The organism is Thermosporothrix sp. COM3, from assembly GCF_059696735.1.
On the sequence record NZ_AP019376.1, the window covers coordinates 4,688,808 to 4,712,044 of the forward strand.

General features: G+C 54.6%; 15 protein-coding genes and 2 tRNA genes. 2 read left to right on the forward strand and 15 right to left on the reverse strand.

What is annotated here, in order from left to right; genetic code table 11:
• Positions 1 to 76 precede the first annotated feature (76 nt).
• The 4 genes from KTH_RS19885 to KTH_RS19900 form a co-directional block, all read right to left on the reverse strand.
• The gene (locus KTH_RS19885) at positions 77 to 2,716 is read right to left on the reverse strand and encodes a PP2C family protein-serine/threonine phosphatase (protein ID WP_497620662.1); all 2,640 of its coding nucleotides are present in this window, start codon (positions 2,714 to 2,716) and stop codon (positions 77 to 79) included.
• Between the two features lie 47 nt (positions 2,717 to 2,763).
• Entirely contained in the window at positions 2,764 to 4,551 is a 1,788-nt protein-coding gene (locus KTH_RS19890; RefSeq protein WP_497620664.1) for a protein kinase domain-containing protein, read from the reverse strand.
• A 434-nt stretch (positions 4,552 to 4,985) separates the two neighbouring features.
• On the reverse strand, positions 4,986 to 6,314 hold the full coding sequence (gene hisD / locus KTH_RS19895; RefSeq protein ID WP_246046322.1) for a histidinol dehydrogenase: 1,329 nt from the start codon (positions 6,312 to 6,314) through the stop codon (positions 4,986 to 4,988).
• 194 nt (positions 6,315 to 6,508) lie between these two features.
• A complete protein-coding gene (locus KTH_RS19900; RefSeq protein ID WP_170142354.1) occupies positions 6,509 to 7,918 on the reverse strand; it encodes a spinster family MFS transporter in 1,410 nt (469 codons plus the stop codon).
• A gap of 171 nt (positions 7,919 to 8,089) precedes the next feature.
• Between KTH_RS19900 and KTH_RS19905 the strand changes: the two genes are divergently transcribed.
• Positions 8,090 to 8,578, forward strand: a complete 489-nt coding sequence (locus KTH_RS19905) for a tetratricopeptide repeat protein (RefSeq protein WP_497620666.1) — start codon at positions 8,090 to 8,092, stop codon at positions 8,576 to 8,578.
• Positions 8,579 to 8,605: 27 nt separating this feature from the next.
• Here KTH_RS19905 and KTH_RS19910 read toward each other — a convergent pair whose 3' ends face one another.
• The 11 genes from KTH_RS19910 to KTH_RS19960 all read right to left on the reverse strand — a co-directional run bounded on the left by KTH_RS19910 (position 8,606) and on the right by KTH_RS19960 (position 20,944).
• Complete coding sequence (locus tag KTH_RS19910) at positions 8,606 to 8,938, reverse strand: hypothetical protein (RefSeq protein ID WP_497620668.1); 333 nt, start codon at positions 8,936 to 8,938, stop codon at positions 8,606 to 8,608.
• A gap of 110 nt (positions 8,939 to 9,048) precedes the next feature.
• Positions 9,049 to 9,858, reverse strand: a complete 810-nt coding sequence (gene recO / locus KTH_RS19915) for a DNA repair protein RecO (RefSeq protein WP_497620670.1) — start codon at positions 9,856 to 9,858, stop codon at positions 9,049 to 9,051.
• Between the two features lie 80 nt (positions 9,859 to 9,938).
• Positions 9,939 to 10,013 (reverse strand) — tRNA-Cys (locus tag KTH_RS19920).
• A gap of 14 nt (positions 10,014 to 10,027) precedes the next feature.
• A tRNA-Gly gene (locus tag KTH_RS19925) sits at positions 10,028 to 10,099 on the reverse strand.
• Between the two features lie 87 nt (positions 10,100 to 10,186).
• Positions 10,187 to 12,535, reverse strand: coding sequence for a helicase-associated domain-containing protein (locus KTH_RS19930; RefSeq protein WP_497620672.1), 2,349 nt, complete (start codon positions 12,533 to 12,535; stop codon positions 10,187 to 10,189).
• Positions 12,522 to 14,861 carry an SWIM zinc finger family protein gene (locus KTH_RS19935; RefSeq protein ID WP_211326015.1) on the reverse strand — a complete coding sequence of 780 codons (2,340 nt, stop codon included), beginning with the start codon at positions 14,859 to 14,861 and terminating at the stop codon, positions 12,522 to 12,524. Before KTH_RS19935 ends, KTH_RS19930 begins: the two co-directional genes overlap by 14 nt.
• Positions 14,862 to 14,991: 130 nt before the next feature.
• Positions 14,992 to 15,783, reverse strand: coding sequence for a 16S rRNA (uracil(1498)-N(3))-methyltransferase (locus KTH_RS19940; RefSeq protein WP_111319345.1), 792 nt, complete (start codon positions 15,781 to 15,783; stop codon positions 14,992 to 14,994).
• Between the two features lie 21 nt (positions 15,784 to 15,804).
• Positions 15,805 to 16,728 carry a 50S ribosomal protein L11 methyltransferase gene (prmA, locus tag KTH_RS19945; protein WP_111319347.1) on the reverse strand — a complete coding sequence of 308 codons (924 nt, stop codon included), beginning with the start codon at positions 16,726 to 16,728 and terminating at the stop codon, positions 15,805 to 15,807.
• A 50-nt stretch (positions 16,729 to 16,778) separates the two neighbouring features.
• Positions 16,779 to 17,690, reverse strand: a complete 912-nt coding sequence (locus KTH_RS19950) for a GNAT family N-acetyltransferase (RefSeq protein WP_111319349.1) — start codon at positions 17,688 to 17,690, stop codon at positions 16,779 to 16,781.
• Between the two features lie 128 nt (positions 17,691 to 17,818).
• On the reverse strand, positions 17,819 to 19,540 hold the full coding sequence (locus KTH_RS19955) for an acyl-CoA mutase large subunit family protein (RefSeq protein ID WP_111319351.1): 1,722 nt from the start codon (positions 19,538 to 19,540) through the stop codon (positions 17,819 to 17,821).
• A 222-nt stretch (positions 19,541 to 19,762) separates the two neighbouring features.
• Positions 19,763 to 20,944 carry an acetyl-CoA C-acetyltransferase gene (locus KTH_RS19960; RefSeq protein ID WP_111319353.1) on the reverse strand — a complete coding sequence of 394 codons (1,182 nt, stop codon included), beginning with the start codon at positions 20,942 to 20,944 and terminating at the stop codon, positions 19,763 to 19,765.
• Between the two features lie 412 nt (positions 20,945 to 21,356).
• Between KTH_RS19960 and KTH_RS19965 the strand changes: the two genes are divergently transcribed.
• Positions 21,357 to 23,189: a S53 family peptidase gene (locus tag KTH_RS19965; protein ID WP_170142355.1), complete on the forward strand. Its 1,833-nt coding sequence runs from the start codon at positions 21,357 to 21,359 to the stop codon at positions 23,187 to 23,189.
• Positions 23,190 to 23,237 lie beyond the last annotated feature (48 nt).

The following is a 23,237-nucleotide window of genomic DNA, read 5'->3' on the forward strand; positions in this document are numbered from 1 at the left end:
TCCCTTTCTACGAATCATGCGCAAAAAGCGGCACAAAAAAGCGGGCGGGATGCGATCCCGCCCGAGAGAAAAAGCCTTATTGCAGGGGTGGTAACTCGATGGTATCCGGCTTTCCCACCACCTGGAAAGAGGGGGCAGTTGGTGGCTGTGCCGCCTCTGCCAGTTCAACAAACACCACACTGACATTGTCTTCACCGCCCCCATCAAACGCGGCCTGAATCAAGTTCTGGACCATCTGTTCTGGTCCCTCAGGCGCTGCCAGGATACTCTCGATCTGTGGATCACGGACCATATCCCAGAGACCATCCGAGCAGAGCAGCATCTTATCGCCCGGCTGAAGTGTGACCTGGAAGCTATCTACCTCTATCATTGGTTTCTCGCCCAGGCTGCGATAGATCTGGTTGCGCTTTGGATGAGTGTAGATGTCGTCAGGCTTGATAATGCCCGCCTCCACCAGACTGGCAACAACCGAGTGATCGTTTGTTATCTTCTTCAGTCCGGTTCCCGGACGATACAGGTAGGTGCGACTATCGCCAACATTGGCGACATAGGCATTCGCCCCCACCAACAACGCCGCCGTCATCGTCGTGCCCATATCAGCACGCTGCTCCATGTTATTCTGGTGTACCGCCTGATTGGCACGCTGCACGCCCTCCACAAGCAACTTCTCCAACGAGTCGCCGTGAGCGATATAGTTCTTGTTCAGGATCGGCAGCATAAAGTTCACGATCGTCTGGATCGCCAGACGGCTTGCAGCGCGTCCAGCAGCGTGACCACCCATACCATCAGCAACGATAAACAGGCCAAACGGTACATAGGCCGAATTGACATTCCAACTCCCATAGGCCGCAAACAAGCTGTCCTCATTCGGCTTGTGCTTGCGCTTGATGCCCGGATCAGAGGCCGTGCCAGCTCGGTACAGCGGCGTGAAATCAGCCATGAAGGAGCGATCAAACGGAACCGTCTTCTCCGTATCGGCGGAGGACGGAGTCACACCGGGTGGAATCGGGCGTGTCGGCTCATCCTGAATCGACTGTTTGGGTGGCATCTCTGCGGTTGGCATCTCCGCGATTTTATCCGCCGGTATCAGATTTGCCGGACGCAGGCTCCCAAGCGGCTGAGACGAGATGCGATAGTGCACACCCGAGGTTGAAGGTGAGAGCACCTGCCGACAGTTTGTACAGAAATTATCGTCTTTCTGAACCGGAGCGCCACAGGCAGGACAGGTCAATTCAGCTCCCTTCCGCTGAGCGGACGAGGCAGCCTGAGCAGGCTGTGTTTCACTGCCAGCAGGGAATGAACCGGGGGCAACTGACGCTTGATTGCCAGCGCCCTGAGATACCTGCACCTTTTGCTGCTCCCAGAGAGGCTGAGATTGCGGGGGCTTTTGCTGATGTTGCATGGCTTGCGCCTCCTCCTCTTGTTTAATTCTTGCTGCGTCGGGCTCTGCCAGGCGCTCAAGTTCTTCCAACTCGGCCTGAAACTTGCGCATACGTGCCTTCTGGCTTCGTGCGCGTCCGAAACGCAGGCTAACCCAGATCAGCAGGATCACCAGAATGAGAAATACGGCCGCAACGATCAACAGCCAATATGGAAGATGGAAACCGAATAGAGTGAGCCCTGCGGCTTCGGCCTCCTTCTTCTGATTCTCAGTATTGGTTGTGTTCTGATGCTGTAGCTCTTGCGCTGCTTCCTGACGCAACAGATCGGCCCCCTGAAACTGAGGATTCTCGGCTACCACACTCTGGAAATCGCTCTGCGCCTGCTCATAGCGCTTCTGGTAAAAATTGGTAACGCCGCTCTTCCAGTGGGCGTTTACAGTGTTTTCATGGGACTTCTGTAGTTCCGGTAGCTGCTGCTTGATAAAAGCATTGATTCTGTCGCCGGAAATCCGGGTGTTTCCCACATAGAGGCCAACCAGATCCCCGACATTATTGACCACAGGCATACCCAGACGGTTCTGACCAAGCTCTTCACCGGGCATCTGCACCGGGGTGCGATAGGTACCCGCCTCCTGTCCATCGCCACCGTCATGCACCGCTTCAGGCATCACAATCGCGTCTTCATTCTTTGCCAGGCCAAGTGTGAACGTTTCCGATGGTGAGTTGCTGACAACAGAAATGAAAGGTAACGAATGCGAATAATTCAGCGAAAAAGCAACCACGCCATCCTTACAGGGGCTGGTCTGGCACTTCAGAGAATTCAGCTTATCTCCCTTTTCGATATCAAACTGCAAGGGGATGGGAGGCATTTTCTCATTAAACGCCGTACTGAAATAGATAAACAGCCTGGATAATTTGGCATTTGGACGAGAGGAAGCGCAGGTTCGTCCGTCATTGGTGACGACATTGCCATCTGTCAGAATCCAGGTATTCAACTCATTGTCAGCAGCCCAACTCGCAAAAATCACTCCCAGGCCGGTACAGGAAAACATAGTACTGGGAACCACCACTGAAGTAGCCTGGGGAGTCCCTGAGGTTGGCGAAGGGGTCGCGTCAGCTGTATTCTCTTCTACGGTATACGTAGCCACCAGGCGCACCAGCGAAGCACCGGCACGAGCAACACCCAATGGCGGCCTGTTTTCTGCCGCCGCGACAGAGACGGGCGAGAACGCAAGCAGATGCAGAATCAAAGCAACAAGAAGTCCCCCCAATGCACAGACAGACAGCGACCGACCTCGCCATTGCCATCTGGAACTGAGACTATGCGTATTCATTGACATTTTCCCTTCATGCCGGAGTGACAGCGCATAGAAATCTGTCTTTATCGTCCTAAACGTGCGCGTAATCGTTGATACATCTGTGCGACCGCCGGATTCATCGAGCCCAGAGGGCCCAATACATAGGAGCATTCCCTGAAAGCATCTTCCAGCTTCTGTTCAGCTTCATACACCTGACTCAGCAAGAAGCGCGTGTTATGATCGGCTGGATTCGCGATCAAAGCCTGTACAAAACCATGTTCAGCAACAGGATAGCGCTGCATACGCATTGCAAGGCGTCCAAGCATCTGCCCATAATGACCCATCATCTGAGGTGGCTGTTTCGGCACCAGATTCAGCGCTTCCTGATAGGCTTTCAGCGCCGGTTCCAACTGGTTTGTCTTCTCATAACACAACCCCAGACGGAAATGCGTTTCATGATCCCGCGGGTTCAGGCTAACCGAGCGTGTGTAATGTGGAATGGCCTGATATGGCTGCGGACGAAGATAGAGCCAGATATCCCCCATCAACTTGTGCGTTTCGGCGTCATTCGGGTCCAGCTCAATAGAATGTGCATAGGCCCGGATCGCCTGATCAACCTGAGGGGGGCGTCTCCGCGCAAACACCTGACCGAAGAGCTTATGCACCAGCGCGTTATTGGGTTCTATACCACACGCCTGCCTGGTTGCCATATACGCCTCTTCAATTCGCCCCGCCGCCATATGACCAAGCGCCGCCGTAATAAACTGTCCGCCCGGGCCGGTTGTCCCGGTTGTCACCGGACCAGATGAAGGCACATATCCACCCGAGCCGCCACTTGGCGGATTCTGTGGGCCGCTTGGTGTTTGCCTGCCAGCGAAATGCTGTCCGCTGCCCAGAGGAGCAGAAACGACCGGTGTAGCGGTGACCGGCGGCAAGTTCCGTAAAGCCCGCGCCATCTCATCACAGCTCTGCCAGCGCTGATTAGGCGTATATGCCAGAGCCTTCATCAAGATCTGCTCAAAGCCGACAGAGAGATCTGGACGCAAGGAGCGCACAGGCGGGAAAGAAAAGATAGTTGGCTTGTTATTTGCAGCATCATGGCAGGTTAACACACGGTGCAGGGTCGCCCCCAGAGAATAGATATCACTGCGCGGTTCCGGCATGCCGTGCAACTGCTCAGGTGGTGCATAGCCAACCGTCATAATAATGGTCGCCTGCCCCTGAGACTGGAAACTACGAGCAATACCGAAGTCAATCAATTTAATTTCATCCTGCCCGGTGACCATGATGTTGGAAGGTTTCAAGTCACGAAAGATAATCGGAGGGTTCTGGCGATGCAGATATCCCAGTACATCGCACAATTGGATGGCCCAACTTCGAGCACGCGCCTCGGGCACGCCTCGCGCTCCATTGACCCCTATCACAGTGCCTTCTTTTTCAAGAATCTCGGATAGAGTACGTCCCTCGATAAAGTCCATCACCAGATAGTAGCGACCATCTTGCGTAAAAAAGTCGCGCACACGAGGAATACATTGATGACTTAAATCCAGCAACAGAGTCGCTTCGCGTCGGAACCACTCAACCGATTGAGCCCGCTCCGCCTCTGCGGTGAAGTCATCCAGCATCTCTTTGACGGCACAAGGACGGTTAAAGCGCTTGTCAATTGCACGATAAACAGCCCCCATGCCGCCAGCCGCAATCAACCGCTCAATCCTGTAGCGCCCGTCTGAGAGCTCCGTATCAGGGAGTAAACGGCGGCGTGCTTGCGCCCCACCATCGGTTGACGGCGTAGGGGATACTGGCCCACTCTGAGGCCCATTCTCACTGCTTACAGATGATATATTTTTGGGATCAGGTGCATTATTATTCATATCTTGCTGTTACCGATCTTCAACTTTTTAGACTCTATCTAGCAACAGGTCAACTGCTGATATACTATCTGATACGTGACCTTTATATATGCCAGCAACAATACTGCGTCAGATCCCCCGGCGTGTGCTACAACGTATTCCCTTTCCTTCTGACAACAAGAGACGCATAGCACCTTGACCTGGCAACTCTGTTTGAAGGGGACACCTTCCCCTGCGCACTGGTCCTCTCACTAGTCTACATTACAAGATGGCCTCTATGTAGGGGGAATTATAACACATCTTGTCTCCACTGGGCAGTAGCCTACTTCACACAATCACACTTTTCCCCCCTCTTCCGCACTAACGCACGCCACTGCTCCATGTAGCATACCATTTTTCAGGATGTACACCGAATACTGGTATCTTTGGGTAGATGGTTCATTCCCCCAACAGTGCTATTTCCTTGCATCAGGGACCGGTCGTTCGGTTACCGCTTGAGCATGAGCCGGGAACCCCTCGAAGGTGGCCAGACGACGCGTGGTCTCACTCAAGGAGGCATAGCCCTCTGCCGTCAGATACGCCACTCCGGTTCGCTTGAGAAAATCGAATACTGAGGTACAGGAAAAGGTATGGGCAAAGCCACCGGTTGGCAGAATCGCATTGGTCCCAACACTATAGTTTCCGGTACAGGTCGGTGTATATGGCCCTAAGAGAATCTCACCTGCATTCTTGAGCTCGCTTAAAAGCGCAAATGGCTCTTGCACATGCACTTCCATATGTTCAGGCGCGTACTCGTTCACGAAGGCGATCGCGTCCTGCATAGTCTTCGTTAGCAGGATGCCACCCGTTCCCTTTTCCCCCGTCAATCCATTGAGACAGAATGACCGCCGCGGCTCAGGCAGCGCCTCAATCTTCGCCGGCAGCAGCGCCGCAACCGCCTGTGCAAGCTTCCGGCTATCAGTCACTACTATACTCGACGAATCGGGACCGTGTTCAGCTTCAATCAGTACATCACGAGCAACCAGCTCAGGATCTGCGCTCTCATCAGCCAGAATGATCGCTTCGCTTGGACCAGCCGGAAGGCCAACATCAACCGTCCCATACAATAAACGCTTGGCCGCGGAAACATACGGATTTCCAGGCCCGGTAATCTTATGGACCCGAGGAATACTCTGTGTGCCATAGGCCAGCGCTGCAATCGCGTGAGGACCGCCAATGCGATAAATCTCATGCACACCGCAGAGATCAGCCGCGACCAGCGAGGCTGGGTCAACCGCTCCATCCGGTCCGGGAGGCGTACAAACAACAATTCGAGGCACACCAGCGATACTGGCCGGAGCCGCAAGCATATACATCACAGAAGGGAAGGCCCCTTTCCCACGCGGCACATAGAGACCGACACTACTAATCGGGGTGATCTTCTCACCTGCCATCACGCCCGGCGCGACCTCGGTAAACCACTGTTCATGGGGCAACTGACGCTGATGAAACGTTCGCACATTGCGAACCGCATGCTCGATTGCGGCATAGACATCTTTCTCTAATGCAGCATGCGCTTGCTCGATCTCTTCTCGACTCACCCGCAGACGATCAGGTGTCAGGTGCACTTTATCAAAGCGGGCCATATACTCAATCACCGCTTCATCTCCACGGTCACGCACATCTCGCACAATCGGGCGCACATACTCGATCAGATCGTCAATCGCGACCTCTGAACGCCGCAACAGTCGTGCTCGCTGTTCCGCGCTCAGTTGTTCCAGTTCATAAAAATGAATCTTTGACAATTCCTCAGAACCTCCCGGCACACAATTCTACTGCTCAATACAATAAGACGAATCAGAAGATTCTACAACTTTTTCTCTCTTCATCATAAGTGACAGTCACCCTCCTTGTCCATACAGAAAGAAGAACCTCCCGCTCGCGGGCAGGAGATTCCTCTTTCGCTCGTATTTTCCGTTGACGCTATCACCCGGAAGGCCTATGACGCGGGCACAATTCTCGCTTCCCTGTCCGCCTGCTCAGCAGCCGCCACATCGTCCTTCATCCAGCGCGCCCCAAAAATTCCAACCAGTCCAGCCAGCACCAGCGCCGGAACGCAAGTATACAGAAATGCCAGAGCCAGTTCGTTGCCCGCCATATTCGCCTGAAAATGAGTCCCATGCGTCGGGTCAAAAGAGGTTGCCAGCATGCCCACCAGAGGCGGCGCAAAGGCATCCCCCAGCAGGTGCGCAACTAACATCGAGACCGCGACCGCGCTCGAACGTAAATAGGAAGGGACAACATCCTGAATCGCCGCGGTGCTCGGCCCGGTATAGAGGGTGAGCAGAATCGCTGTCAGGACAAAGAAAAGTGTGAAGAGTGTCATATCCCGGGTCAGAATGGCCGTTGCAAAGACCGGCGCACAGAGCAGAAAGCCAAGCCCACACACCAGCACACGCGCCCCCGGGTGTCGCCGATTCAGCAGATCCGAAAGATAGCCGCCAGTCAGCGTCCCGATCAAGCTGGCAATGACAATCACGCCACCAGAGTACAGGCCAGCTCGATCTGAGGAAAGATCAAATGTGTCCTTCTGCTGGAGAAAGACCGGGAGATAGTAGGCCGCGATGCCAAGCACAAAATAGGCAAAGATCTGCATGACGGTTAATGTGATCATGGTCTTGATCTTTAACAGAGACAGGCATTGCTGTAGGATCGTACCACGTGGAGCATTTGTCAGCTCCACAGGCTCCGATACAGCTCCGCGCTGCTGTTGTTCTTCCTCATCGGCCTGATTGCGTCGGGGCTCTCGCGCCAGCCAGATAAGCAGCGCCAGCAGCAGGCCCGGAATACCGGTCAGCAAAAAGGCCAACCGCCAGCTTCCAAAATAGAGCGTTGCCAGATAACCGCCAAGCGCATAGCCACCGAGCACGCCCACATACTGTCCGATACTCCAGAAGCTCATAATGCGTGAGCGGCGCGAACGACTGAAATAGTCGCTGAGCAGCGCGGTCCCCGCCGGGAAATATCCCGCCTCCCCAACCCCAAGCAACATACGAAACAAAAAGAGAGACAGAAAATTGTTCGCCAGCGCGGTCAGCGCTGTGGCACAGCTCCAGATCGCCACACAGGTGGCAACAACGTTCTTGCGCTTCAGGCGATCACCTAGCATTCCCAGTGGCATCGAACAGAGTGTATAGACGATCAGGAAAGCTGAACCGATCAGGCCAAGCTGCCCGAGGTCAAATTTCAGCTCTTTTGCCATCACGTTTCCTGCACCACTGAGGACATACCGGTCAAGGTAGTTCAGAAAGCTGATACAGAACATGACCCAGAATACATAAGATGCGGATGCAACAAGTGGGCGACGTCCTTCGCCCTTTCGAGGAACAGGTGCGGTATCTTCCATCATACCTCCAGAGGCGGCTACAATGCAGCACATTCAATTCCTCTTAACCATATCATAGAAAAAGGGTATTTCCTAGCATTGAGGGGGCGGGAAAAGACTTCTTGCACACGGATGCTCGCTACTCAAAGATGGGGTATACTGGGAGCTATTATGATAGCGACAGGAGCCGATCGAATGGAAGCGAATTTACAGCACGCGATAGAACTCTATACAGCGGGCAAGCTTGAAGAAGCGCGAGAACAGCTTTTACAGCTTGTCACTGCCAACCCCAAACACCCGCAGACGCTCTATTATACCGCCTCAGTACATGACTCGCTCGGACTGGAGCGCGAGGCAGTTCCTTATTATCGGGCTGCACTGGACAACGGGCTCACGGGTTCAGAACGGGCAGAAGCATTTCTGGGTCTGGGAAGCACCTATCGAGCCCTGGGAGAGTATCAGCAAGCGGTCGAAACTTTACAGCAAGGCGTTCAGGAGTTTCCACAGCAGAGAGCGCTACAGGTCTTTCTGGCAATGGCGCTCTACAACGTGCAACGACACGCAGAGGCAATGGAGCTGGTACTTCGTATCATCGCGGAAACCAGCTCGAATGAGGATATTCAGACCTATAGGCGAGCCATTCTTTTCTACGCCCCTCAGCTCAATCAGGTCTGGGAGGCATAAATAAAGAGGGGGAACAATCCTCCTCTTTCATCGCACCTCTACAGGTCCGTGATCGTCACAATGGTTGCCATGCACATGATGCAAGCGACCATTCACCAGATAATCCATATGATCGCCATGTGGGATCTGCTCATGTTGGCAGCTTGTATGACCACTACACGCGCAGCTCACCTGCTTGCATTCCTCAGGATTCTGGGGGCTGACAGCAATCACGTGCTCATCATAGTGATCGCCATGCGGGTGATGCAGGTGCCCTTCATGCAGGTAATCGAGATGCCCTTCATGCAGAACGGCTGTATGTCCACATTGTGAGCCGTGAGTATGGGCATGTATTTCATGGAAACGATGTTCGTTCGCCATACTGGCGCTCCTTCCATTGCTAACAAAAACAGACTCTACTGAGAGCACGCTTTTGTTCACATCACCGTTTCTCAGCCAGAACACCGCATCATGTATTGATTGTATCGGCACTAGTGCCGGGTCGACATCGCCAGAAATTCCCAGGATTCCGGGTCACGCTCAAGATGCTGGCGTAACAGGCCACGCACTGCATGCTCGATCTCGCCATGCAGCTGCTCATTCAGATGCAGACGCGGCACCTGAGCCCAGGAACTGCGTTGGAGCAGACGCAAGACTTTGAGCGCATTGACCGAGATTTTATGAGACCACAAATGCGAGCACTCGGGACAGAGCGCACCGCCAAGCGTCGGGGTAAAGCCATTCTCCACCGGTTCCAGCTCCGCATCACAGTGAGCACAGGTCCGAAGCAGCGGCTCATAGCCAATCAATGAGAGAAGGTGAATTTCAAAGAAGCGCAATAACAGCAGGCTGCGGTCGCGCTCATGGGCGGCATTGAGCGTTCCGGCAGTGCGTTGTTGCTGAAGCTCCTGCGCATCAGCATCCAGCACACGCAAGGCCAGCGTTAGCAGTTCATAGACTTCCGGGTAGGGGTTATCGTCCTCGATCAGCCGGTCAATCAATTCTGCCAGATAGGTACTACAGGTCATATGCCAGAACTCACCCCGCAGATGGAGAAAGCTTTCACTCACCTGAGCCTGCGTAATAATATCGAGATTACGCCCCTGTGCCACGTGCAAACGCGAAAGGCACAGCAGCTCAAGATGGCCCGATTTGCGACTGACCGGGCGACGCGTCCCCTTCGCGATAGCGCTGATCTTTCCTTTATAGGGAGTAAAGAGCGTCAAAATGCGGTCGGCCTCGCCATACGGGAAGCGTTTGAGAATGATTGCATCGGTGGAGTATGTACGTGGTTGCGCCATAAAGAGCAATCCAGAAAAAGCACTGGTAGCGTGAACGCCAGAACAACACAAAAAGGCGTGAGGTCTCACACCATCACGCCTGGAGGCGACGAGCGGATTCGAACCGCTGAATGGGGCTTTTGCAGAGCCCTGCCTTACCACTTGGCTACGTCGCCATACAATAAAAAAGAGCGGGAGACGGGATTCGAACCCGCGACATCTTCCTTGGCAAGGAAGCGCTCTACCACTGAGCCACTCCCGCTAGTTTTAGTGCTAGCGCGTCGTCATCACTTTCTTTTTTCTGTGACTCCCGACTGCACGTATAAAATATCATAACTTGGAAGAGTTGTCAACTACTTTCCGAGGAATTTTTTTGAAACTGGGAAAATTCATCTAAAGCGAAGCCTCGTTCTCGTAACAGAGCTCGTAACCGCTCCAGATTGGAGGGGGAAATGCGCACAAAGCGATACTCTGGCTCAAGCGTTGGACCCAGTAAAGCACTCACCTGCTCGTCTCCGTGCAGATCCTGTAATACCTGCTCAGGCAAACGCAGTAGCGGGCCCTGCTCAAGATAAATGGAAGTACTGGCGCTATAGCCATCACCCCAGAGTTTCAGGCGGGGCAACAGCGAGCCCGGGATCCCATCAAGGCAATACCGTTGCAGAAAACGAATGATCCCTTCCAGCTCCATTCCCTGTTTCAAGGCCTGCCGCACGGAGTCAGGCGTGAGACAGAACCCCCCATGAGTCTTGTGCTGCTCACAGAAGCGCTCAGCCTCCGCTGCCACAAAGAGATCAACTACCGGATACAGTGGCTGTAACACCCCATCCTCTAATAACCGCCATTGCGGCCCTCCCGCCTCACCGGCCAGCGGAGAGTGAGCAGGCGCTTCCGTTTGTGCAGGCAAAAGCGCACGTTGCCAGAGCCATTCCCGAATCTCCTGCATCCGTTCTGGAAGCACCTCGACCAGTGTTGAGCTCAAGCGCCGCACATACAGTTCCTCCTGTGCACAGAGCTCATCCAGCACCGCCGGGTCTTCAACTTCCAGCAATATCACCTTGCGCCAGAGCTCGACCCGCCGCGCCTGTCGCTCCCACTCTTTGAGCGAATAAGCGACATTCTGTGGTAATGTGCTATGAGACTCTGTTTCCAGAAAGCGGGTGATCTTCTCAGCATTCAGTCCCTGCTGAATGGCCCGCACCACACTGGCCTTCGAGAGACGATAGCGAGCGACATGCTCAAGGTCAATCCGTTCAGCAAAACGATCCAGAGAGATCAGCAACCCCTCCGAGACGGGAGCAAGAACGACCAGCTCAAAGTTCGGTTGCACAATCAAACGACCCTGGATCTCATCGCCTGTTACAGGTTCACGCTCTGCCATAATCAAAGCCGCCTCTGGCAGAAGACGAAAACGTGTCGGCTTCTCGGCATGATCCAGTTCAGTGATCCCGAGCCAGGTAAGCATCTGGCTAACTACTGTCTGAATAAAGCCGCCCTCGACGGCATACCAACCCTCACGCGGCGTCAGCCAGCCCTTCCGCAACCGGAAATCCCAATTATAGGGGTTACAACCAGTCGAATAGCGCTCCGCTCGCGGCCCATACTGCCGAGGGAAGAGCAGGTAGGGAGCAAAGAGCTTCATATGCGCAATAAAAGCGGGAAATGTAATCCACTCCCCCACTTCCTCGTATTTCAGCCGTTCAATCACAGTCTGCCGGGAGCGCAGTATCTCGCTATGCACCGCCTCAAGGGGCGCGGGACCTGGCCGCACATTCACCTCGGGAAGATAGGGAATCTCGTTCCAGAATGCATCTTCAAGCGCGAGCTGATAACAGCGGCGAGCACGCTCAAGCAGTGGTTGCCGAAAATAGGTTCGAGCCGGAGCAGCCAGCAGTGTCCCCCCCTGGACACGCAATAATCCCAGTTTGAGCAAGAGCAGGCGCACAAACAGCAGGTATGGTATATCGGTCTCGCTTCGGATCTGTTCCAGTCGGGTACGGTCATCAACCCGTTCCACAATATAGCGCAAGGCTGAACGCGCCAGCAGGCCATTGTTCAGCAGCGTGAGCCCCTCTCGTGCCGCCGTCACCGCTGACCAGTAGAGATACAGCATTCGTTGCAGCGTCCGGGCCCCCGCCCCTACATCGTACAATTGCTCCTCAGCAAGGGCAGAGAGCGGTTTCGTGGGGGGCCAGAGCTTCAGCGCCGCCTCTTTCACAGACGCGGGAACGATCAGCATACCATCATGAATCCCGCTGGCATAGTCCAGACTGGCAAATTGTGTCTTCTGGCTCCAGAAGATCAGGCCACGAAGCAGCAACAGATGCAGGGCCATCTCAAACCGCCCGTGCGAATAGGCGGCAGGATATTGAACACTTCCATTCATGCCCGGGCGAGCATCTTCAAGCTCATTTCCCTCTCCGAGCAATCCTGCATATGTGGCATACAGGGCCAGATCACGGCTATTGGCCCGCCCGCCGCACCAGACAAGTTCACAGAGCAGCCGCTTTTCCAGCCCTCGCAGCTCGCTCAGCGCCTCTATCAATGCTCCTGGTTCAAACAGACGAGCCACAATTTGCTCAAGCTCATTCCCCTCATCTTCGTTGCCAGCCGGAACCTTCACACGTCGTGCCCGGAGCATTGCCTGCACGTGATAAGCTGGCACGGTACGCAACAGTTCCAGTTCACTCAACTCCATACTGTCCCTCTGTGTGCAAGAGGGGAGTCTGTCCCCGCCGCTTCAATTCTTCTATTAACTGGTCCACCATCTCATTGCGCACAATCGCCATTGTTGGTTGAATACGCAGCACCTGTTTTTCCTCAAGGTCGACCTGGGCAGTCAGTTCGGCCATAATCCCCGGATCAGCCGTTTCCAGTATCGTCACACCGGTATATAAACGAGCGCGACCATAGCAGTTGAGCCAGTGACGCACCTGTGCCAGCAGCGCACGCAAGCTCTCATCTGCCCGCGTCTCCTGCAAGGCTTCTAGTAGCTCAAGTAGTGGCTCAGGACGCATGCCTCGATCAAGCGCAGCCGCCATTTTGCCGGGAGAGAGCCGATACAGGAGTTTCCCCTGATCAACGCCCGCTGGTTGCAGAAACGACTCCAAACGATCCAGAATAGGCCAGGCCTGCGCACCAGGAGCAACCCTGAGTGTTGTGGTATTCTCTATTTCTACCAGTGGAAGTCCCTCCCGGAAATCTACAAAGGCGGGTTCCGGCAACGCATCAGCAAACAAGAGATGCTTTGCCTGTGGCAGCAAACAGAACGCCTGGACCTGCTGCTCGGCTGAAACGACGGTCGCACAGAGCCCCCACCAGCTCAACGGTCCCCGCAAAAGATACTCCAGATAAACCTTTTCAGCGCGTGACCAATCATTCCACAACTGAGGGCGTAAGGGATGACGATCATCGGTTTCAAGCCACCAGTGAGGCTGCGGATTGAGCCGTTGTCTATGCTGTAAAAACAGAGGATTTAGCCGGTAGACAAAGCGAGCAAAGGGAGCAAACGTGACCCATTGACCAAAAGGGACGCGCGTCAGAAGCGCTATCAACGTCTGGCGGGCCTCACAGTTCTCACTCTCTAACTCACCCGCACGCAACAGGGGCCGATTGAGCGAATCACGGTGAAAGGCAACCCTGATCCCACCTGCCTGCAAGGCCTGTAGCTCATCAAGAGCTGTCTGCTTGAGCCAGAGATCAAACAGAGTACGAGCTGTTTGCATCGAGGATGGACCGAGCAACAGGGCCGTACAGTCCGGGAGCACCCGCAGCCGTTCCTCTTCGCGCAAGACAAAACCGGCTAAACGCAGCAGCCGAACCAGAAAAGAGAGATATTCGGCAGGACGCGACACCACTTGCTGCGCAGTCTGCAACAGCGCTTCAGGCAGGTGATTTGAGAAGACCGGCTGCTCATCACGCGTTGTCTGATCTAACCACTCCCGTTCTTCTGTAGAGAGCAGGTAACCGTCCAGCGCCCGAGCCAGTAGCAGGAGTTCTGACAGCAATTTCTGCAGTTGTTGCTTGCTGACTTCGGGGATATCATGAACCGATAACGCATAATGGCTGATCGGGACGGTGACACGCAGAGCAGCACGAACTTCCTCAGGGACAAACCAGCCATGCTCACGAGATAGACCTTTGCGGAAAAGCAGCCCTTTCGCCTGCAACACCTGCAAAAGATCCTGAAGCTGTCCCGCACGGCTCAATGAGAAGCGTTCATAGAGTCCGCGCAGTTCACCTTCAGACACGGTCCCCCCTGAAAGCGTAATCACGGCCAAAAGCTGGCGGGGGGCTTTCTCCAGCGAGGCCGCCACTCGTCGGATTGCTTCAGGTTGCTGCAACGCCTCAAGCAGTGCCATGATTATCTGCTGTTTGTTCAGGCCGGTTACCGTAAGCTCATATTCCCGGGCAAGAGAGCGCAATTCTTCCTGCCCATACCGCTGTAAGAGCTCTACCACTTTTCCTGCAGGAAGTGTGATTCGCGTCTCATGCTCAGGCGCACGAGCGGGAGCCTGTCCCGTCTCGACGATTGATGGGGCAGCAGGTGCATAGGATTTCGCCTGAGGCCTCGCATATGACTTTAACGACTGCTTTGGCGGTGCAGGCAGTCGTTCCGGTTCCTGCTTTTTTGCGGGTTGGGCAATGGGAACAAAGGCAGTCGGCTCCGCCAGCCAGTAATAAAGCAGAGCCGCGGCATGAGCACAGATCCGCTCGGATCGCTCATTACAGGTACAGATATAATCCCAGGAAGTCGTGCTCTGAATCGTAATGCTGACATCATAGCGGCGCGACTCACCTGCGGAAGCATCTTCATCCAATTCACCGATCAGCGCCAGAGCTACCCGTGAGGACGCATGAGCTACACGCACAGTTCCACTCAGAGATGCGCCCTGTCGCTGTGGCTTCAGCACTGCCCCCATATGGCAATATTCCTGTCCTAGAGAAGCAGTGGTGAGACCAGCCATGTGAATAATATCGGTAGCCTTCAGGCGCAAAAGGACGCCCGGTACAACATTTTCCATAGCACCATTATTGTCCGCAAAAAGCTCGTTTTCCACAGGAACCTTTCTCCGCTGTGGAAACAGAAAAAGCTGTAAGATACTCAGAATACGCTTATATGTCCGGCTATCTTAGCACGAATCACAGGCATGGTCAATGAAGCCCTCGCTCTACGCCGATACACTCTAACTCATACATGATATTCGCTACAGCCGTGATTGCCGCTGTCTCTGCTCGCAGAATGCGCGGCCCGAGCGAGACAACCTGTGCTCCATGCTCCCGCGCAATGCGCGCCTCATCGACCGTTAGTCCGCCTTCAGGACCAATAAACACAACCACCGTGAGTGGCTCCACCGCCGGGGCCTCAGTATAGGCGGTTCGAGCCGCCTTTAGCGTTGTCCGCAGATGGTGTGCTTTTTCTTCTTCCCAGGGCATGAGAACTAATGCCCCCTCAGGCAACTCATCGAACACCCGGGCAAACGGTCGAACCGGTGCCAGTCCCGGGATCCGTGCACGACCACATTGCTCCGCTGCTTCCTGCACAATTCGTTGCCAGCGTTTCAACTTGGAGGAACCAACCTCGCCGAGTCCAGCCGTCGAACGCTGACAGATGGTTGGCACAAAGGTTGTCACTCCTAACTCCGTTCCCTTTTCAAGGATCAGCTCGAAACGGCCTGATGACTTCAACAATCCCTGGCACAAAATGACTTTCACCGTTGAGCCGGTCTTTCCCGGGGAACGCTGCTCAACCTGCACCTCAACACGAGAGCGCGAGAGGTTCATTACCGAGCAGAGCGCCTCATCTCCGCTGTTATCCAGCAGGACAAGGTGCTCCCCTTGCTGCAAACGTAAAACATCCCTCACCTGATGGGCAACGGTATCCGGTAAATCAAGCGTGGAGCCAGGTTGCAAAGGCAACTCTGGCGGGACAAAGAAACGATGCATAGACCCTCACAACCTTACTGATTATGCGGTGCGCTTTCGTAGCACAAGCGCGAGCCAATCTTCCATCATCACTTTTTCGACCAGTTCCAGCCCGGCAGCGTACAACGGCTCCTCGGCATCTTTCCGCCGTTCCTCAATAATGCCGCTGACGATGAGCAGGCCATCAGGAGCAAGCGTCTGTGCGAGTTGCGGGGCCATTCCTCCGATCACGTGGGCAATAATATTTGCCAGCACCAGATCATATTTACCTTCGTGCTGCTTTGCCGTCTGCTCGTCCAGCACCCCAAGCACCACATCGATGCGATCATCCAGATCGTTCATTTTCGCATTTTCGGCGGCGCTCTCGGCGGCAACGCTGCTGTTATCAATGGCATGCACATGAGCTGCTCCGAGCCTGGCGGCGGCAATCGCTAGAATGCCGGAACCAGTGCCCACATCCAGCACCTGCATTCCAGGCTTCACGCGCTTTTCCAGTTGTTCCAGACACATGCGCGTGGTTGGGTGCAGGCCAGTGCCAAACGCCATACCGGGATCAAGCGTCAGCACGACCTCCTCCGGCTTCGGGGTATAGTCACGCCATGAGGGACGAATTACCAGGCGCTTGCCAATCAACGTGACATGATAGTATTCTTTCCAGGCATTGGCCCAATCTTCCTCACTCACCGGGCGCGTTTCCAGATCACCGACCAGATGTGACCCGATCGCAGAGAAATGCCAGAGCGCTTCTCGCACGCGCAAACAGATATCCTCTTCCGTCCCATCAATAGGCACATATGCATGAAGTTTGACCGGCTGACCCTCCAGCACGCGATACGCCTGACCCTCTTCATACAGCTCTATTGGCTGTTCGATCACCACACCATCCGGGCTGTAGCGATTCAAGAGTTCACTGACCGACTCGACTGCATCAGGATGAGAGGTAACCGTAAGTTCTAACCAACGCATAGTATTTCCTGTTCTCCAAGTAGATAATGTTTCCCTTATACAAGGGGTTCCTACCGTGCGTCCGACAACGCCAGCGGTAAGAGATAATATCCATACGTCCGTGTGATACGAAAACCACAGGATTGATAGAGTTGAAGAGCGGGAATATTCGTTGTATTCACCTCAAGCTTGACCTTCCATTGCTCATCATGAGGCAGTGAACGTATCGCTTCTTCGAGCAAGACACGCCCATAGCCACGCCCCCGATACTCGGGTTTTATGATGAGACTGTAGAGCCAGCAGGTCCACTCATTACGATCCCAATCCAGACGAACAACGCCAACCGCTTCCCGACAACTGACAGCACCCTCACCAAAAGTCAGCAGATAATAGGAACAGTGGGGATTAGACCAGCAACTCTCAACTCGCTGGCGAATGTGCGCCGACGACTTTTGAGAAATGTCCGCCAGAACAGAGATCACCTTCTCCATCTCATCGTCTTGTGCAGGTTGAAACGAAAGGCGGTCATCAAAGGCAAAGCGTTCCTGAAACGTCGCGAGCTCCATTTCATGCTCGGCACGAGCAAGCGAAGCGCCAAGTGCGGTCAGAAAGGCCTTGCCACCCGCCGCCCCCTCCTCACAAATGAGCTGCAACTGCGTGGCGCCAGCCGCGCGTAAAACAGCCTGAGCCTGTGCCACCAGTGCCCGGGCGATCCCTCTCCGCCGATAGGCCGGGTGAACCATCACACTCAGCTCCCTCTCCTCAACTCCTTCAGCATACAGATAGCCAGCAAGCCTGCCATCCTCGTACAAGAGAAAATGAGTTTTGAGCTCGGGATCCCGCAGATCCTTTTCAAGCAGGCGCATATGCAAATTTTCATACCTGTTGCACGCATCAGCAAGCTTCAGGATTGCAACGACATCCTCTGCGGTGAGCGAGCGCTTCTCGATTGGGCCATCTATTCTTTCAATCATTGAATCCATCCAATCAAGCCCCCTTTCAAACTCAAACGGCGGGCAGACAAAGGGCGCAAGTCATTGTATCACTGAATGCGTTCAGGTACAAAACCTTGCGCCCGCTAGAAGGGTATGCTCGCATTGAGACGTTCTATTTAGAAAACGGCCGGTTCCATGTATTCTCCGAAGACGGTGCGGAATACATCCATAATCTCGCCTAGAGTTGCATAGGCTTTCACCGCATCCAGAATAAATGGCATGGTATTCTCTGTTCCTTCGGCCGCGCAACGCAACCGGTCCAGAGCCTCTCGAACCGCTCCCTGATCTCGCTCACGACGAATCCGATTCAGGCGCTCAAGGTGTACTTTCTGTCCTTCGTAATCAACATAGAGCGTCGGTACAGGAACCTCTTCATCCATGACATATTCATTGACGCCGACAATGACACGCTTTTTCGCATCAATTTCCTGCTGATACCGATAGGCAGACTCAGCTATTTCACGCTGGAAGAAGCCATTCTGGATACAGGCAAGCACACCACCCAGTGAGTCAATCTGCTCGATATAGGCCAATGCCGCACGCTCGGTTTGATCGGTCAGCTCCTCAAGAAAGTAGGAACCACCAAGCGGATCAACGACGTTCGCCACGCCGCTCTCATGCGCGATAATCTGTTGTGTGCGTAGCGCGATCAAGGCCGCTTTCTCGGTGGGAAGAGCCAGCGCCTCATCAAGTGAATTGGTATGCAGCGATTGTGTACCCCCCAGTACAGCCGCCAGCGCCTGAATAGCGGTCCGCACGATATTGTTTTCCGGTTGCTGTGCGGTCAATGAGACGCCTGCTGTCTGCGCGTGGCAACGCAACATCATTGAGCGCGGATCTTTGGCTCCATAGCGCTCCTTCATTAACCGTGCCCAGAGTCGACGAGCAGCTCGAAACTTGGCAATCTCCTCAAAGAAGTCGTTATGGACATCAAAGAAGAACGAGAGCCTCGGCGCGAACTCATCAATCTTCAGCCCACGCTCAAGGGCGGCATCCACATAGGCCAGCCCATCGGCAAGGGTAAAAGCAAGCTCCTGCACGGCGGTCGCTCCCGCCTCACGGATATGATACCCGCTGATACTGATCGTGTTCCACTTCGGCATAAAGCGCGTGCCGAACTCAATAGTATCAACAACCAGGCGCAGCGAAGGTTCCGGCGGAAACAGAAACTCTTTCTGGGCAATATATTCCTTCAGGATATCGTTCTGTAAGGTACCCCCGAGTGAGGCCATCGGGAAGCCCTGCTTCTCAGCATTCGCGATATACATCGCCCAGAGCACCGGCGCGGGGCTATTAATGGTCATAGAAGTAGTAATCTTATCCAGAGGCAAATCTGCAAAGAGGATCTCCATATCGGCCAGAGAAGAGATCGCGACGCCACATTTACCAAACTCTCCGGCCGCTTTCGGGTGATCGGTATCGTAGCCATAGAGCGTCGCCATATCGAACGCGGTAGAAAGGCCGGTCTGCCCCTGCTGGAGCAGGTACTTGAAGCGCCGGTTCGTATCCTCGGCGGTGCCGAAGCCAGCGAACATACGCATTGTCCAGGGTTTCGCCCGGTACATGGTAGGCTGCACGCCCCGTGTATAGGGGTAAGTGCCCGGGAATCCCAGATCACGGGTATAATCCAGATTTTGATTGTCCAGTGGCGTATAGAGCCGCTGCACCGGTACACTGGATGTCGTCATCAGATTCTTTCGCTCTGGGACCCGCTCGATCGATTTTTGCACGGCCGTCGCTTCCCACTCGGCCTTGTTGACCGTCAGGCGTTCCAGTTCGGCCTTATCAAAAAGGGTTCCCTGTTTCACAGACGGCTCAGTCGGTTTTTGCTCAATCATTGAACGCTCTCTCCTCTGCGAGTTAGCACGGTCAGCAAGGGCACGCGCCCGTTTCTCCAATATTGTATCATAGACCGAATTTTCATTGTATGGTACTGCTCCTATGCAGAAAACACAGCAATAGACGCCTTCTTCTTGTGCTCCCTGTTTTTCTGCCACCGGAATACTGCGGGGAGAGCGCCTTTGAGGAATACACGCCCTCCCTCTCTCATTCTACAGGACTCAGACCTCAACCGTCATCGCGACTGCTCCACCGCCACCCAGACAAAGTGTTGCCAATCCACGTCCACCGCCCCGCCTGCGCAGCTCATAGATCAGCGTCGTCAGAACACGCGATCCGCTGGAACCAATCGGGTGGCCCAGAGCGATCGCGCCACCATTCACGTTCACCCGTGACCAATCCCAATCGAGCTCTTTCCCATTCGCAAGCGTCTGAGCCGCGAACGCCTCGTTCACCTCAATCAAATCAAAATCATTGATCTCTAATCCAGTCCGCTCAAGCACTCGGCGCACGGCTCGTGTTGGAGCGGCGAAGATATAGCGAGGCGTGATCGCAGCCGAGGCATAGCCCGTAATACGCGCCAGCACATTCAGGCCGTGCGCTTTCGCGAACGCCTCATCCACCACAACGGTCGCGGACGCGCCATCACTTAAGCCGGGGGCGTTGCCTGCCGTTACGGTGCCTCCTTCAAGGAAAGCGGGCTTCAGCTTCGCCAGCGCTTCCGCCGAGGTATCGCCACGAATCGGCTCATCCGTATCAACGACGATAGTGCCCTTTTTCTGCTTGATCTCAATGGGGATGATCTCATCCTTAAAGCGTCCGGCCTGGGTCGCGGCCAGGGCTTTCTGATGGCTGCTCAACGCGAACTGGTCCTGTGCCTCGCGTGAAATCCCGAACTTTTCCGCAATGATCTCGGCCTCATTCCCCATATGAATGTCTTCAAAGGCGCACCAGAGGCCGTCATGCACCACCGCATCGATCAGCTTTCCGTCACCCATGCGATAGCCGGTTCGCGCCTTCGGCAACAGATAAGGGGCATTGCTCATGCTCTCCATGCCACCCGCAACAAATGCCTGACCATCTCCGGCGCGAATCGCCTGCGCCGCCAGCATCACTGCCTTTAAGCCGGACCCGCACACCTTATTGATCGTAAAGGCGGGCAGATCCTCAGGTAATCCGGCATGAATGGCCGCCTGCCGGGCGGGCGCCTGTCCCAGGCCCGCGGAGACGACATTACCCATAATCACTTCATCCAGGCTGGCTGGATCGATCCCGGCACGACGTACCGCTTCTTTTATTGCAATAGCGCCCAGATCGATGGCGCTCAAACTTGCAAGACTCCCTAAAAATTTTCCCGTCGGCGTCCTCGCCGCTCCTACAAGAACGGGAATATGTTCTGTCATAAAACCCTCCCTGGGATGCAGAATTCTATCACGACATTGTGACCCGTAACGAAAAACAAAGTACTGCCATTTCTGGCCTGTTTCATTGTATCCCCTTGCATGATACCTGGTCAAATGAGCAACATAGCAAACTGCCGCTCTTCTCGCCGCTCATAGACGCTTCCAGCAAAGAGCAGCGCTCCGGTTTCCTCAGACTCCCTCAACCGCTCTATAGATCAGGCTCATTTCACCCTATTCATATGATGTTACAGTATAGAGCAATGCACTACCGCATAGTTATATATATCCTTTTTATATCTATAGATGCGGAACATGCTGCACTCCTGCACAGGCAGGAGCCAGAGTATCACCGGGTGAAGTCGAAGGGAGGTTAGAAGACCTTATGCCCACATGCCCAAAGAACACGAGCAGAGTGTCTCTGAAAGAGTTGTTTCTACCTGTCAGTATTCTGCTCACCCTCATCGGGACAGCGCTGCTTCAGTGCCTGTATACGCCTCCGCTTCAGGCGCTGACTCCGCTGACTATCCCGGGTTCGCTCTCCCCCCTGCTCCCCGTTAGCCTGCTCAAAGGAGAGAGCCAGAGCACGCAACCACTTACTATTTCCCTCGGTTTTCGTCCGCGCAACGAAGATCTGTTCAACGCCTATATCGAAACTCTGAATGCGGGTGGATCGCCCCCCATGCTGACATCACAGCAGTTCAACGCGCTTTTTGCCCCTAATGAAAGCGCCTATCAGCAAGTTCGGGCCTATCTTGAAAGCGCTGGCTTTCACGTTCAGAACACCTACCAGCACCGATTGCTCCTGACCGCCACAGGTACCGCTGAACAGGCAGAACAAACCTTTGGCGTCAATATTCAGAATTATGCCGCGCCAGATGGCCATCAGTACTACGCAACGAATCGTGAACCCCGCTTGCCAGCACGGTTAGCCTCATTTATCTCCGGTATTACCGGACTCAATAACGCGATTCAATGGGAGCACAGCACCCGTATCACAGCTCGCCCCCTTGAGAAAAGCGCCCGTGGGGCAGAGCTCGGCTGCCCGGGCCCTGGAGAACGCTATTATCTTCCCGAGCAGATCGCCCGGGCCTACGGCTTCGATTCACTATATGAGCGGGGCCTGCGTGGAGAAGGACAGACCATCGCCCTCTTTGAGCTTGATGATTACTCGACCACCGATCTTGATACCTATAGTGCCTGCTATGGAGACAGCCAGACCTCTATTGAACAGGTTCTTGTTGGCAACGGCCCGGAGCGCAGCGGCCCCGGCTTACTGGAAGTCGAGCTTGATGCGGAACAGGTATTGAGTATGGCCCCGGGTCTTCGTACCCTGAAAATCTATGAAGCATCCAATACGCCCGCTGGCGTGCTGGACGCCTGGAGCCGCATTGTTGAAGACCGCGTGCCGGTCGTCAGCAATAGTTGGGGTGTCTGTGAGGATCTGGCAGATCCAGCAATGCTCAAACAGGAAAACACCCTCTTGAAGGCCGCCGCCCTTCAGGGTCAGAGCATTTTTGTTGCCTCGGGCGATAGTGGTAGTTCCGCCTGCGCGCATGCCAATCCAGCGCTGAAGCAGCTCAATGTCAGTGATCCCGCCTCTCAGCCCTTTGTAACAGCAGTGGGAGGAACCAGCCTGGAATTGAACAGCGACTCAACCTATAAAAGCGAATCCGTCTGGAATCATCCGACTGAAAACACGCCCTCACCTCGCATCGGAGCCTCAGGAGGCGGAATCAGCCACTACTGGGCAGCTCCTTCCTGGCAACAAGCGCCCGGAGTGATTAACCCGCATACAAGCGCGGCCCCCTGCCAGGCCGGCAACGGGCGCATCTGCCGTCAGATTCCCGATATCGCCTTGCATGCCGATGCAAGTAAGGGTTACCTGATTTATTGCTCGGTCCCATCAGCAGGCTGCAACAAAATGAAGCCCTGGCTCGCAGTTGGTGGCACCTCGGCAGGCGCTCCTATCTGGGCGGCCTTTACCGCTATTACCAATCAACAGTTACAGAAACATGGGGGAGGTCGTGTCGGCTTCTTGAATCCCCTGCTCTACAGACTGGCCTCCAATCCGGCAAGCTATCAGGCCGCCTTCCACGACATCACAACCGGCAACAACGACTTCAACGGCTGGCATCAGGGAACATATCCAGCCACCCGCAACTATGATCTCGCGACCGGCTTAGGCAGCCTTAAGGCCGATCAGCTCCTCTCCTATCTGGTCCAGTTGCGGCAAACGAGACGATAACACTTGCACAAAACGAAAAAGGGAGCTGCCCCGGCAGGCGCTCCCTCT

Coding starts and splice junctions, on each gene's coding strand:
- KTH_RS19885 (WP_497620662.1), bottom strand. CDS start 2,716: ATGAATACGCATAGTCTCAGTTCCAGATGGCAATGGCGAGGTCGGTCG.
- KTH_RS19890 (WP_497620664.1), bottom strand. CDS start 4,551: ATGAATAATAATGCACCTGATCCCAAAAATATATCATCTGTAAGCAGT.
- KTH_RS19900 (WP_170142354.1), bottom strand. CDS start 7,918: ATGATGGAAGATACCGCACCTGTTCCTCGAAAGGGCGAAGGACGTCGC.
- KTH_RS19905 (WP_497620666.1), top strand. CDS start 8,090: ATGGAAGCGAATTTACAGCACGCGATAGAACTCTATACAGCGGGCAAG.
- KTH_RS19910 (WP_497620668.1), bottom strand. CDS start 8,938: ATGGCGAACGAACATCGTTTCCATGAAATACATGCCCATACTCACGGC.
- recO (WP_497620670.1), bottom strand. CDS start 9,858: ATGGCGCAACCACGTACATACTCCACCGATGCAATCATTCTCAAACGC.
- KTH_RS19930 (WP_497620672.1), bottom strand. CDS start 12,535: ATGGAGTTGAGTGAACTGGAACTGTTGCGTACCGTGCCAGCTTATCAC.
- KTH_RS19935 (WP_211326015.1), bottom strand. CDS start 14,861: ATGGAAAATGTTGTACCGGGCGTCCTTTTGCGCCTGAAGGCTACCGAT.
- KTH_RS19940 (WP_111319345.1), bottom strand. CDS start 15,783: ATGCATCGTTTCTTTGTCCCGCCAGAGTTGCCTTTGCAACCTGGCTCC.
- prmA (WP_111319347.1), bottom strand. CDS start 16,728: ATGCGTTGGTTAGAACTTACGGTTACCTCTCATCCTGATGCAGTCGAG.
- KTH_RS19950 (WP_111319349.1), bottom strand. CDS start 17,690: ATGGATTCAATGATTGAAAGAATAGATGGCCCAATCGAGAAGCGCTCG.
- KTH_RS19955 (WP_111319351.1), bottom strand. CDS start 19,540: ATGATTGAGCAAAAACCGACTGAGCCGTCTGTGAAACAGGGAACCCTT.
- KTH_RS19960 (WP_111319353.1), bottom strand. CDS start 20,944: ATGACAGAACATATTCCCGTTCTTGTAGGAGCGGCGAGGACGCCGACG.